Origin of the sequence: Arenibacter sp. F26102 (assembly GCF_023015865.1) — a bacterium.
GTDB lineage: Bacteria > Bacteroidota > Bacteroidia > Flavobacteriales > Flavobacteriaceae > Arenibacter.
Map to the genome: position 1 here is coordinate 317,008 of NZ_JALKBC010000002.1, position 13,489 is coordinate 330,496.

The 13,489-nt window shown below is 38.1% G+C and carries 11 protein-coding genes; 7 read left to right on the top strand and 4 right to left on the bottom strand.

All coding sequences use genetic code 11. The features are described 5' to 3' along the window. The first annotated feature begins 11 nt into the window (after positions 1-11). The 4 genes from MWU78_RS03925 to MWU78_RS03940 all read left to right on the top strand — a co-directional run bounded on the left by MWU78_RS03925 (position 12) and on the right by MWU78_RS03940 (position 7,482). Positions 12-4,340, top strand: a complete 4,329-nt coding sequence (locus MWU78_RS03925) for a translocation/assembly module TamB domain-containing protein (protein ID WP_348647054.1) — start codon at positions 12-14, stop codon at positions 4,338-4,340. A gap of 193 nt (positions 4,341-4,533) precedes the next feature. Further along, positions 4,534-5,520: a 6-phosphofructokinase gene (pfkA, locus tag MWU78_RS03930; RefSeq protein WP_187586835.1), complete on the top strand. Its 987-nt coding sequence runs from the start codon at positions 4,534-4,536 to the stop codon at positions 5,518-5,520. A gap of 24 nt (positions 5,521-5,544) precedes the next feature. Beyond that, positions 5,545-6,546, top strand: a complete 1,002-nt coding sequence (gene gap / locus MWU78_RS03935; protein WP_246995182.1) for a type I glyceraldehyde-3-phosphate dehydrogenase — start codon at positions 5,545-5,547, stop codon at positions 6,544-6,546. A gap of 84 nt (positions 6,547-6,630) precedes the next feature. Next, on the top strand, positions 6,631-7,482 hold the full coding sequence (locus MWU78_RS03940; protein ID WP_246995185.1) for an N-acetylglucosamine kinase: 852 nt from the start codon (positions 6,631-6,633) through the stop codon (positions 7,480-7,482). Here MWU78_RS03940 and MWU78_RS03945 read toward each other — a convergent pair. From MWU78_RS03945 to MWU78_RS03955, 3 genes are all read right to left on the bottom strand, one after another. Beyond that, complete coding sequence (locus MWU78_RS03945) at positions 7,475-7,855, bottom strand: RidA family protein (protein ID WP_246995187.1); 381 nt, start codon at positions 7,853-7,855, stop codon at positions 7,475-7,477. The two genes, MWU78_RS03940 and MWU78_RS03945, sit on opposite strands and share 8 nt — an antisense overlap. A 28-nt stretch (positions 7,856-7,883) precedes the next feature. After that, on the bottom strand, positions 7,884-8,663 hold the full coding sequence (locus tag MWU78_RS03950; protein ID WP_246995189.1) for a hypothetical protein: 780 nt from the start codon (positions 8,661-8,663) through the stop codon (positions 7,884-7,886). Between the two features lie 61 nt (positions 8,664-8,724). Then, the gene (locus tag MWU78_RS03955; protein ID WP_246995191.1) at positions 8,725-9,438 is read right to left on the bottom strand and encodes a methyltransferase domain-containing protein; all 714 of its coding nucleotides are present in this window, start codon (positions 9,436-9,438) and stop codon (positions 8,725-8,727) included. A 63-nt stretch (positions 9,439-9,501) separates the two neighbouring features. Here MWU78_RS03955 and MWU78_RS03960 point away from each other — a divergent pair, with 63 nt between their 5' ends. After that, positions 9,502-9,999 carry a YkgJ family cysteine cluster protein gene (locus MWU78_RS03960; protein WP_246995193.1) on the top strand — a complete coding sequence of 166 codons (498 nt, stop codon included), beginning with the start codon at positions 9,502-9,504 and terminating at the stop codon, positions 9,997-9,999. 86 nt (positions 10,000-10,085) lie between these two features. Next, the gene (locus MWU78_RS03965; RefSeq protein WP_246995195.1) at positions 10,086-10,931 is read left to right on the top strand and encodes a sterol desaturase family protein; all 846 of its coding nucleotides are present in this window, start codon (positions 10,086-10,088) and stop codon (positions 10,929-10,931) included. On the opposite strand, the gene MWU78_RS03970 is transcribed toward MWU78_RS03965, so the two are convergent. After that, the gene (locus MWU78_RS03970) at positions 10,928-12,175 is read right to left on the bottom strand and encodes a DUF1343 domain-containing protein (protein ID WP_246995197.1); all 1,248 of its coding nucleotides are present in this window, start codon (positions 12,173-12,175) and stop codon (positions 10,928-10,930) included. The two genes, MWU78_RS03965 and MWU78_RS03970, sit on opposite strands and share 4 nt — an antisense overlap. Positions 12,176-12,178: 3 nt before the next feature. On the opposite strand from MWU78_RS03970, the gene MWU78_RS03975 reads away from it, so the two are divergent. Then, the gene (locus MWU78_RS03975; protein WP_246995199.1) at positions 12,179-13,420 is read left to right on the top strand and encodes an FtsX-like permease family protein; all 1,242 of its coding nucleotides are present in this window, start codon (positions 12,179-12,181) and stop codon (positions 13,418-13,420) included. Positions 13,421-13,489: the final 69 nt, after the last annotated feature.

Genomic DNA, 13,489 nt, shown 5'->3' on the forward strand with positions numbered 1-13,489 from the left:
GAGTATTTTTGGTGCTCATTCTTATTTGCGTTTTGGGTAGTGTAATACTTTCCTTGCCTTTTGTCCAGACCCGTTTTGCCAAGTTTGCCACTACTGAGATCAATAAGGAATTTGGGACTAATATTAATATTGAGCGCTTAAGGATTTCCTTAATTTCATGGGATACCTCTTTGAAAGGGGTTTATATTGAAGATTATAAACAGGATACGTTATTCTATATAGATAATTTAAGTACTTCGATCCTAAATGTTCGCAATTTGGTGAATGGTAAACTGGAGTTTGGCGATATTGCCATAGAGCGACTCAATTTTAAGCTTAAAACCTATCAGGATAACAAAAACACCAATCTTGAGGTTTTTATTGACAAATTGGACAATAAAAAGCCTCGAAAACCTGGCGCACCCCCATTTTATTTTTCTTCCGCAGATGTCGAAATTACGGATAGTAAATTTAAGCTCATTGACGAAAATCGAGAGACTACGGAAATGCTGAATTTTGTCGATCTAAACATTTCAGCCTCTGAATTTACCATAAATGGCCCGGACGTAAATTCTAATATAGAGAAGATGTCCTTTAGGAGTTCTAGGGGTGTGGTGGTGGAAAAAATGGCTACCGAATTTAAGTATACAAAACAGCAAATGCGTTTTGATTCATTAAGTATTAAGACCACTCAGTCCCATTTATTGGGTAAAGTAGTATTCGATTATAATAGGGAAGACTTTAGAGATTTCTTGAACAAGGTGAAAATTGATGCAGAATTCGTTGAGTCTACCGTGGCCTTAAATGAAGTAAACCTGCTTTATAATCAATTTGGGAGCGATAAAATTGTTTCATTCTCCACTATAGCAGATGGGGTATTGAACGATTTGAATACCAACGACCTGTTTTTAACCATGGATAATACAGGTATCCGTGGGGACTTTAATTTTAAAAATTTGTTTGCGAAGGATGGTAGATTTGCCTTGACGGCAAATATGAAAAATATTACATCCAGCTATTATGAGCTCAGGGCATTGTTACCCAATATTTTGGATGTATTGCCGACCTCAATTCAGAAATTGGGACAGTTTACTGTACGTGGGGACGCCCTTATTACAGAATCTTCCATTAATGCCAAGGCCAACATTAATACCCTTATTGGGAGCAGCTATGTAGATTTGGAGCTTACCGATATTGACCATATAGACGATGCCTCCTACAAAGGGTTTGTCTCTTTAATCGATTTTGATCTTGGAAATCTAATTGACAGAAAAGAAGTGGGCATTACGAATCTAGATTTTAATGTGGAGGGTAAGGGTGTTGTCATGGAATACTTAAATACCGAAGTAATAGGGCAGGTGTATTCCTTGAATTTTAATGGCTACGATTATAAGGATATCAGCGTATCCGGGATTATAAAAGAACAGCTTTTTGATGGTTCCCTGCTGTGTAAGGACGAAAATATTAAGTTTAGTTTTAAAGGTTTGGCAGATTTTGCAGAGAATAGAAATAATTTCAATTTTATCGCCTCGGTAGATTATGCGAATCTAAAAAATATAAACTTTATAAATGATAGTGTGTCCATATTTAAAGGGGATGTTAATATGGATATTACCGGAAATACCTTGGATAATATTGTAGGGGATATAAAGTTTACCAAAACCAATTATCAGAACAAAAATGACACCTACTACTTTGAGGATTTTATAGTATCATCCACCTTCGAAAATGACAGTACACGAATTATTGATATTAATTCCCCGGATATTATTACCGGATTTTTGAAAGGCAATTTTAAGGTTAAGGAACTCGGAAGGTTACTTCAAAACTCTTTGGGAAGTATTTACACCAATTATAGACCCTTCAATATTTCGGAAAATCAAAGACTGGCCTTTAATTTTAAGATCTATAACAAGATTGTGGATGTGTTTTTTCCAGAGGTGAAATTTGACCCAAATACTTTTATAAAAGGAAACATCATTGCCGATGAGGGAGATTTTAAACTGACATTCAAATCGCCAAGTATAGTTGCGTATGGGAATGAATTGGATAGTATAGATGTAAAAATAGACAATAAGAACCCCTTGTTTAATACCTATGTTTCCATCGGAGATCTCGCAACCCCTTACTATGATGTAAAAGATTTTAATTTAATCAATACAACCTTGAAGGATACCTTGTTCTTTAGAACGGAGTTTCGTGGGGGAAGCGAATATAACGATAGCTATAACCTGAACTTCTACCATACTTTTAATAAGGAGAACAAATCCGTTATTGGATTAAAAACTTCGGATATAAATTTCAAGGGGAACAAATGGATACTGAACAAGGATGGAAATAATAAGAACAAGGTAATACTCAACAAAACCTTGGATAGTATTACTATTGAGGAAATAGTAATGAACAATAATGAAGAGGAGCAAATTCGTTTAAGAGGTCAATTGGCCGATTCTACATATAAGGATGTTGAGCTTCAGTTTAAAATTGTAACCTTGGGCAAGATAACGCCCGCCATAGATAGTCTAAAGTTGCATGGGGAGGTGAATGGTACCTTGAACGTTTTGCAGAAAGACAATGTTTATCTGCCTTCCTCAAATTTGAACATTAAAAATTTTGGCGTCAACGATATTACTTTGGGAGATCTGTCCATTGGCATAGTTGGCAATAGGGATTTGACCGATTTTGTCGTGAATACCTCCTTAGTGGATAAGGGGTTTGAAAAACTTAGTGTTGTCGGCAATATCTCCAACCGGGAGGAGATTCCCCAAGCGAATCTTATTGTAGATTTCAACAAGTTTAATTTGGAGCCATTTAGTCCGTTGGGCGAAGGCGTTATCACCAATATCAGAGGTTTGTTACAAGGCAGTGCCATATTAAAGGGGCCAATAAATAATCCCAATATGAGTGGTGTGCTATCCTTAAATGATGCCGGTATAGCAATTCCGTATTTAAATGTTGATTATAGTTTTGCACCCTTCTCCAAGGTGAGGTTGACCAATCAAACCTTTAATTTTCAGAAAATTAAACTTACCGATGTGGCCATGAACACCAAAGCAACCTTGGATGGGACCATTACACATAAGTTCTTTAGAAATTGGAGTTTGGATTTGGATGTTGACACCAATAATGACCGTTTCTTGATTCTGAATACACCCTTCAAGGAAGAAGTATTGTACTATGGCGCTGGTTATTTAAATGGCACCGGAAGAATATTTGGGCCAACCAATGCACTTACTATTAATGTGGACGGGGAAACGGCAAGGGGAACCTCATTAAAAATTCCAATTAGTGATGTAGTTAGTGTTGGCGATTTTTCATTTATCAATTTCGTTGGAAAAAAGCCGGAAAATACGGATACGGCGCAACGGGTTCTAAAAGAGGTGGAGGGACTTGAACTGGCCTTTAACCTGGATGTTACCCCTGATGCAGAGGTTGAAATTGTGGTGGATACCAAAACCGGCAGTTCCCTGAAGGGTACAGGTGCTGGGATTTTGTTTATTGAAATTAACACCAATGGAAAGTTTAATATGTACGGAGATTTTGTTGTTGTAACTGGACAGTTTCGTTATAAGTTTGGTGGCATAGTGGATAAAACCTTTAAAGTTAAGCCAGGAGGTAACATTACATGGGAAAGGGAACCTTTAGCGGCACAGCTAAACATGGAAGCAGTCTATTCCTTGAATGCAAATCCGGCTCCATTGCTGGATAATCCTGGCTACACCAGGCGAATACCGACAGATGTGGTTGTAAGGCTTACGGGCGAATTGGAAAGTCCGATAATAGATTGGAGAATCGATTTTCCCGGGACCAATTCCATTGTTAAATCCGAATTGGAATATCGATTGCAGGATCCTACGATTGCCGAAAGAAACGCATTGTTTTTATTGGCGCAAGGCTCTTTTGTCAATGACCAGACAGGTATCAATCAGCAAGCCGTTACAGGGAATCTTCTTCAATCTGCCTCGGGTATACTCAATTCCTTATTGGCAGGCGATAACGATAAACTGAATTTGGGGTTGTCCTATGAACAAGGTATTTTGGATAGGAGTACCGACATACAAACGGAAAATAGAGTGGGGGTAACCTTGTCCACCCAAATCAGTGATCGTGTCCTTCTTAACGGAAGGGTAGGGGTTCCGGTAGGTGGAGTAACGGAAACTGTTGTTGCCGGGGATGTGGAAGTTCAGATTTTATTAAACGAAGAAGGGACCTTAAGCGCAAAAATATTCAACAGGGAGAATGAAATTCAACAATTTCTTGCAGATCGTCAGGGCTATACCCAAGGTGTTGGACTCTCTTATCAGGTAGATTTCAATAGTTTTAAGGAGCTATTGCTTAAAATTCTAAGAAAGAAAAAATAGTTATTTGGACTCTGTTTTAGTTGTTTTGGGCAAATAGGGAAAAATCACTTTTTGCCAAAGATTGATTATGAATTTAACAATTCACAAGAAAATATTCAACTCAAACGTTTTAGTGCCGCACCTATTGTCAAATTAAAGCTAAAGTCGCGTATTTATTGAAATAAGTTTGCTAGTTTTGCCTTTTAAAATTTTTATGGCTTCAGCAATAAAAAAGATTGGTGTATTTACATCAGGAGGAGACTCACCGGGAATGAACGCTGCTATTAGGGCAGTCGTGCGTACATGTGCTTATTTAAAAGTAGAATGCGTTGGTATCTATAGAGGATATGAAGGCATGATGGAAGGTGATTTTAAGGTAATGGACGCACGTAGCGTAAACAACATAATTAATAAGGGAGGGACTATTCTAAAGTCGGCACGTTGTATGCCTTTTAGGACCAAAGAGGGCCGGCAAATAGCATATGACCAACTAATAGCTGCAGGGATAGATGCTTTTGTAGTTATTGGTGGAGACGGTAGCTTTACCGGAGCACTGACCTTTAATAAGGAGTTTAATTTTCCAATAATTGGAATTCCGGGTACCATTGACAACGATATTTTTGGTACCACATATACCTTAGGATTTGATACCGCTTTAAATACGGCTGTTGAATGTATAGATAAAATTAGGGATACGGCCAGTTCACATAATAGGCTTTTCTTCGTAGAGGTTATGGGAAGGGATGTTGGCCATATCGCATTAAATGCAGGTGTTGGTGCAGGAGCGGAAGAGATATTGATTCCAGAGGAAAACCTTGGTCTTGAAAGATTATTGGAATCTTTAAAACGCAGTAAGCAATCTGGAAAATCATCTAGTATAGTGGTGGTAGCCGAAGGGGATAAAACTGGTAAAAATGTTTTTGAACTTAAAGAATATGTAGAAGAGCACCTTCCAATCTATGATGTTCGTGTATCCGTATTGGGGCATATGCAAAGAGGGGGGTCGCCATCTTGTTTCGACCGTGTTTTGGCCAGTAGAATGGGCGTAAAGGCAGTTGAAGCATTGTTGGAAGGAAAAACTAACCTAATGGTGGGTATTCAGGATAATACCATAACACTAACGCCTATTAGTAAGGCAATAAAAGGACATACCAAAATTGATAAGGAGCTTATGCGAGTTTCCGATATCATGACAACATAATTTTAAACATTAAAAACAAAGAAAATGTCAAACTTGAAAATAGGGATTAACGGCTTCGGTAGAATTGGAAGATTGGTCTTCAGGGCTACTGTAGAAAGAGATAATGTAGATGTAGTTGCTATTAACGATTTGTTGGATGTAGAACATCTAGCTTATTTGTTGGAATATGATTCTGTACATGGAAAATTCAACGGTACCGTTGAAGTAAAGGATGGTAATTTGGTCGTAAACGGTAAAACCGTTAGAATTACAGCTGAAAGAGATCCGAAAAATTTAAAGTGGGATGAGGTTGGTGCAGAAATCGTTGCCGAATGTACTGGTATTTTTACCACTTTGGAAACCGCGCAATCACATATCGACGGAGGTGCTAAAAAAGTGGTTATTTCCGCTCCATCAAGCAATGCGCCTATGTTTGTAATGGGTGTTAACCATAAAGACGCAAAAGCATCGGATAAAATTGTTTCAAACGCTTCTTGTACTACCAACTGTTTGGCTCCAATGGCGAAAGTATTGAACGATAGCTTTGGAATTGAAGAAGCCCTAATGACTACGGTTCACGCTACAACAGCTACTCAGATGACCGTTGATGGTCCTTCAAGAAAAGATTGGAGAGGTGGTAGAAGTGCCCTTTTGAATATTATTCCTGCTTCAACAGGTGCGGCCAAAGCCGTTACCAAGGTTATTCCATCTTTGTTGGGTAAATTGACAGGTATGGCCTTCCGTGTACCAACTGCCGATGTTTCTGTAGTTGATTTAACGGTTCGTTTGGAGAAGGAGACTTCTTATGAAGAGATCAAGAAGGCTTTTAAAACAGCTTCCGAAGGAGAATTAAAAGGAATTTTAGGATATACCGAAGAAGCGGTGGTTTCCCAAGATTTTATTGGAGATGCAAGAACCAGTATTTTTGATGCAGGAGCTGGAATTGAATTGAATTCAAAATTCTTCAAAGTTATTTCTTGGTATGATAATGAGTCTGGATACTCCAATAAATTGGTTGACTTAGCACAATACATACATAAATTATAATCTTATTGGGTAATAATTTAATGAATCCTGAAAGTGAGCGATATTTTGCTTATTTTCAGGATTCTTTCTTAATAAACTTGTTATATGATATTGATTGTAGATAGTGGCGCAACAAAATCTGATTGGATTGCTTTGGATGAGGAGGGTAACCAGTTATTCATGACCCAAACTTTGGGATTAAGTCCTGAGGTATTGACCCGTCCTGTGATCGAAGACCGTTTGGCCAATAATTTTGAACTTTCCAAGAACAGGGAGAATGTCACTAAATTGTTTTTCTACGGGGCCGGTTGCGGTACTGATAGGATGAAAAAATTCTTGACCGAAATATTTAACGAATTTTTCCCAAATGCAGAGGCGGAAGTAAAGGAAGATACCTATGCCGCAATATTTGCAACTACAAAATTAGGGCAGCACGGAATAGTTTGTATTTTAGGTACTGGATCCAATTGTAGTTATTACGATGGTGAGCAATTACATCAGAAGGTTACCTCTTTGGGGTATATTCCTATGGATGATGGTAGTGGCAACTTTTTTGGACGTAAATTGATCAGGGATTATTATTTTAATAAAATTCCAATGGATTTGGCGACCAAGTTTGCCAAGGAATACAATCTGGATGCCGATGTGATCAAGGAAAATTTATACAAGCAACCTAATCCCAATACGTATCTCGCCACTTTTGCCAGATTCATCGTTGAAAATAAGAATCATCCTTATTGCAGGGGGGTTATAGACAAAGGCTTTCAGCAGTTTGTAAATAACTACATAATGCAGTTTGAATTGGCCACAAAAGTTCCTGTTAGTTTTGTAGGCAGTATAGCCTATTACTTGCGTGAGGAACTAGCAACAGTTGTTGAAAGAAACGATTTAATTCTAGGTGTCATAAGACAAAGACCCATAGAAGGTCTAGTGGAATTTCACAAAAGCACTATTTAACGGCGATCATAGATATTTCCACGTTTACAAACTTGGGTAGATTTGCTACTTCAACAGTTTCCCTAGCTGGAGCAGTATCCGCATCAAAATAAGCAGCATATACCTCATTTATTTGGGAAAACTGGTGCATATCCTTTACAAAAATCGATGATTTAACAACATTTTCAAAAGTCATTCCTGCTTCGGTAAGAATGGCTTTTAAATTTTGCATGGATTGCTCAGTTTCCTTTTTTATATCCCCTGACACTAAATCCCCAGTTTTTGGGTCTATAGGAATTTGCCCTGAGATATACAAGGTGTTTCCTGTTAGTACGGCTTGGTTGTAAGGTCCTATCGGAGCAGGTGCGTTTGTGGTGGTAATTATTTTTTTCATTTGTTTATAATAGGTTATCGTATTAGAATTATTTGCCTCCATTGGCTTGAAGGTCTGCAATACATTCCACGCCAAAATTGGGGACCGCTCCACCTTTTGCAGTCAACATTTTGGCCATTCCACTGCCAAATTGTAATTCTGCCCGCATTAGGCAATTCTGTTCGTTACAATGGCTCTTGGCATCTGGGTCTTCGTGTTCGTTTACAGACGGTGTTCCTAGGTTTACCAATCCAAATAAATGACCGGCCTCATGGTTTAAAGTGGCAGTTTCTACTGTGGAGTTACTTATTAAGGAACTCTTGGAGGCTAAATTTCTAATGGTGGCTTCGAATATCACCATGGAGGTATTACGGTAAACGGCCCCAAGTGTTACCAGATCCTCTTCGGGCTTATCATCACTGGAAGACGCATCGGTAAAATAGATGTATAGCCCCAAGGTGTCTTCATTATTGTAAATTGTTCTATTTTCTTTTTCTAAATCATCTATTTCGCTCACAGTTAGGCTATCCTTTTGTGGGGATTCCAATTCCTTATATATGATGCTAATATTATCCTTGTGGGTGCGTTCTTTTAGAAGTTCTAAAAAATTGGAAACAGCCGTTTCTGTAGGTGCAAAATTGGTTACATAGGCAATTTCGATCATTAAGTTTTTAAACTTGGAGGCGGAAAGGAATTCATTTGCCGAATCGCCTGTTTCTTTTAAATTTGCTGTCTTGTCTACCGTTAGGGTATCGCTTTCATTAGAGTCCTTGGAACAGCCTAGAATAAGTGCAAAGGTCAAGAAAAACAAAATATATAGCTTCTTCATTTTCGATAAATTTGGAATAAGGGCATGTTACTTTAAAGATAACGACAAATTTCTACAGGTATTACCTTAATTGTATAAGTTTAGCTAGATAGTCGTAATGTTTTCCTTTGCTTACAAGTTCACAGGCCAAGTTATTGGCGTTTGCGGCCCGTTGTAGGGTGTTATAATCCAGATACAGCCAATCCAAGGGTTCACTTTTCTCACCTTTGTATTCCATTTCAAAGGTCACTTCCCCATAATAACTTTGGTCGTCGGGAATCCAGTATCCTCCATCTTCATCTTCATCATACATATAGATTATATCGCTGGAATCCAAAAGAATCTGCCCGTTAGGCTTTAAGAGCGATTTTAAATGTGTAAAAAAGGAGTCGATGTTTTTTAACTTTCCAACAATGCCTATTCCGTTCATAAGCATAAGAAGGGTGTCGTATTTCTGAGGGCTAAAATCGTGGATGCCAGATAATACTGTTTGCTCCAATCCCCTTTGCTTACAGGTATCAATAGCTCCAGGTGAATTGTCCAAGGCCGTAACCGAGAATCCTTTTTTTTGTAAATAAAGACTATGACTACCTGCCCCACAACCTATGTCCAGAACGCTGCCTTTGCAAAGTTTCAGGGCTTTTTGTTCCAAAGGGGGCATTTTTTTAAAGTCCCTAAATAAGTAGGGGACAGGAATAAGATCCTCTTCATCCAAGGAAGAATATGTCTTGATATCTTCAGTATAATTCCCTGATTGATAATCTAAGAGTGCATTGCCCAAAATGTCCTTAGCCATATAAATTTGTTATTTACATGCAAATGTGAGACTTTTAACCAACTTTTAAAAGTTTATTCTACAATGGATGAGGTAATTAAGCAACTTCCCAAACTTGCACAGGAGAAGCATAATGAGAATAAGAAATTCTTTGGGAAACTAAAGCGTAAACCACCTAAGGATTTTGATTATATTATGCAGGACTTGCACGATGCCGAGTTTAAAAAGACGGATTGTCTAAGCTGCGCCAATTGTTGTAAGACCACGGGGCCCCTATTTACCAATGCGGATGTGGAACGCATATCCAAGCATTTTAGAATGAAGCCCCAAAAATTTATAGACCAATTTTTGAGGTTGGACGAGGATAATGATTATGTGTTGCAAGGGGTTCCCTGTACCTTTTTGGACGCGGAAAATTACTGCTCCATCTATGATGTAAGACCCAAGGCCTGTCGCGAATTTCCCCACACCGACAGAAAAAAGTTTCAGCAAATTAGTCATCTTACCCTAAAAAACGTGGCAATTTGCCCTGCGGCATATAATATTGTAGAAGAAATGAAAAAATTAATACATCTTAAATAGATGGGTTTATTAATACTGGTATTTGGTAATCATCCAAATCAATTTTTTGCATTTAATACCCGGTAACTATTTTGTAAATTTATAAGATGGAGTCCATTTATACTTATTTTGAAACTATACCTACTGCACACCGAAGTATCATTTTGGTTTCCGGGATAGCCTTTTTTTGGATATTGGAGTACATTATTCCCTTGTTTCAATTAAAATACAGTAAGATAAGACATGCCTGGATTAATATTTTTTTTACAATTACTACCATCCTTGTAAATTTTCCATTGGCTTTTTTACTCTTAAAAACAAGTGATTGGACCATAGCCAATGATTTTGGCGTGCTGAATTGGTTGCCCATTATGCCCATATGGCTAAAGGTATTGGTGGGGGTAATGTTGTTGGATTTACTAAGTGCATGGTTGGCCCATTGGGTAGAGCACAAGGTTAAAGTGCTATGGGGCTTTCATCTTATTCATCATACCGATCACGAGGTAGACACTACTACTGCCAATAGGCACCACCCAGGAGAAAGCTTGGTCCGCTTTGCATTTACCTGCTTTGGGACTTTTGTGGTTGGGGCTCCAGTGGCCGTAATTATGATATATCAAGCACTTTCAGTTGTTTTGTCGCAATTTAACCATGCCAATATTTCACTGCCCAAAAGAGTGGATGATGTATTGAGTTGGGTAATTGTCTCACCGGATATGCACAAAGTGCACCATCATTATAAATTACCCTACACGGATAGTAATTATGGCAATATTTTTTCAATTTGGGACCGTCTTTTTGGTACTTTCCTGAAATTACCCAATCACCAAATAGTGTATGGAGTGGATACCTATCCCAATGAAAAGGAGAATTCTGATATAGGAGCTTTATTGAAAATTCCTTTTAAGCGCTATAAATCTCCGGAAAAAATTGATTTAGAATCCACGCCTTAATTGTAAATCAGGTATTTAGCCCTTATTTTTTTGAAACGGCTAATGTCGTTTTGCCAAGTTTTCTTAATTTCCTTTTGGGAAAGTCCGGCTTCTATCTGCTTTTGTAAGTCTGCAGTCCCTGCATGTTTGGTAAAGCCATTAGTGTTAAAGAACAGGCTCTTATCTTTGGTATTCCCATAGGCGTCCAGTATATAATCCAAATCCACGGTATCCTTTTTTGGAGTCTTTGACAGGTCTTTACCGAAACAAATTTCACCATTATGTTTTGGGTCTTTAGATCCAAAATTTGGGGTAGGTGTATATTTAAAATTGTATTTGGTACTGTCCATAAAGGGAGCGCCATAGCGCTGAAATTGAAATTCGGTTCCACGGCCTGCATTAACATTGGTGCCTTCAAATAATCCCAAACTTGGGTAAAGATATATTGAGGTATTGTTGGGTAGGTTGGGAGATGGTCTAATAGGTAATATATAATCTTTGTGATGATCGTAGTGCTCCATAGGAATAACGGTTAGGTCTGCTACAACCTTGTTCTCCAGCCAACCTTCTTGATTGATCATATTGGCATATTCACCAATGGTCATACCATATACCAAAGGAATATTGGTCATTCCCAAGAAACCTCTGTGTTCGGTTTCCATGGTAGGACCATCCACATAATGTGCGTTCGGATTTGGCCTATCCAAGACAATTACAGGAATGTTGTTTATAGCGCATGCCTCCATGACCAATTGCATGGTAGCTATATAGGTGTAAAATCGCACCCCTACATCCTGAATGTCAAACAGCACAATATCAATATTTTTCAATTGTTCATTGGAGGGCTTGCGATTTTTTCCGTACAAGGAAATTATGGGGAGTCCTGTTTTTTCGTCTTTGCCGTCGCTTACCTTTTCACCTGCATCTGCCTCGCCCCGAAACCCGTGCTCTGGGGCAAATACTTGTTTAATGGCTATGTTATGCGCTAATAGCGAATCTACAATATGGGTAAAGGATAAGGGTTGGGTATCCTTAAAGATAACACTGGTCTGATTGGCTACAATACCCACTTTTTTTCCTTGTAGCAAGGGTAGATAAGTTTCGGTTCTGTTGGCGGCAATATTTATGGGTAAATCGGCGGCAATGGTATCTTGTGCAACTTTGGAATCAGGTGCCTTATTATGTGCTTTGGAGGGGTTTCCACAAGAAGAAAGTATAAAAAACAATAATAAAACTGTATTTTTGAAAACGGAAAAAACTGCCATAAATTGAATTTAGAATTTTTTATTGCCAAGCGCCTTGTTACAGGTAAGGAGCATAAAATTAGTATATCTGCACCAATAATAAAAATAGCTATTGCGGCAATTTCATTGGGTGTAATAATGATGTTGGTGGCCATTTCGACCGGAGTTGGATTAAAACACAAGATTCGCGAAAAAATTGCGGCCTTTAATGGTCATATTCAAATATATAACTACGACAACAACACATCCGATGTGTCTATGGTCCCTGTTTCCCTGGATCAAGATTTTTATCCAGAATTTAAATCGGTCAGTGGTATACAGCATATCCAGGCGGTGGCCACCAAGGCTGGAATAATAAGAACGGAGGAAACTTTTGAAGGGGTTATAGCCAAAGGGGTTGGGACAGATTATAATTGGAAGGTTTTTGAAGAGTTTTTGGTGGATGGGACCTTGCCCAATTTTATGGGAGAGGTAAATGATGAGACTTTGATATCACGGGTTTTGGCCAACCGACTAAAACTGAAAACGGGGGATTCGTTCGTTGCAATTTTCTTTAAGGAAGATGATGAATCCAAACTCCCAAATCAAAGAAAATTTAAGATAACAGGTATCTACGACAGTGGTTTTGAAGAGCTTGATGGTTCCTATATTTTTATCGATCTGCGCCATATACAGCATATGAATAAATGGGCGGATAATGAAGTGGGAAACTTTGAAATATTTGTCGATAATTTTGATGAAATAGACAATAAGGCCAACGAAATTTATGGGAAAACCTTGTCCAGTCTGGATACCCAGACCATAAAGGACAAGTACTATAGGATTTTTGAGTGGCTCGGTCTGTTCGATTTTAATATAGCACTGATCATAGGTATAATGATCATTGTGGGAGGTATTAACATGATTACTGCACTACTAGTTTTAATTTTGGAGCGGACCCAGATGATAGGGATTTTAAAAGCCTTGGGGTCGTCCAATTGGAGTATACGTAAGATATTCTTGTACAATGCTACTTATTTGATTGGCGTTGGGCTGTTGTTGGGTAATATCATTGGATTGGGTATCATTGGGTTGCAGTATAAATTTCGTATGTTTAAGTTTCCAAACCCAAAGGAATATTATATAGATTATATTCCTGTGCACATTGATGTTTTAACGGTATTGTTCCTTAATCTTGGTGTGTTGGTTTTATGTCTATTGATGTTGCTTTTACCGTCTTATATTATTACTAAAATTTCTCCGGTAAAAGCCATACAATTCGAATAGTAATTTTGGATATTGTTATAGGTCTTCCGAAGACTACAAATTGATGAATTTCAGATAAAAAGTAAAATT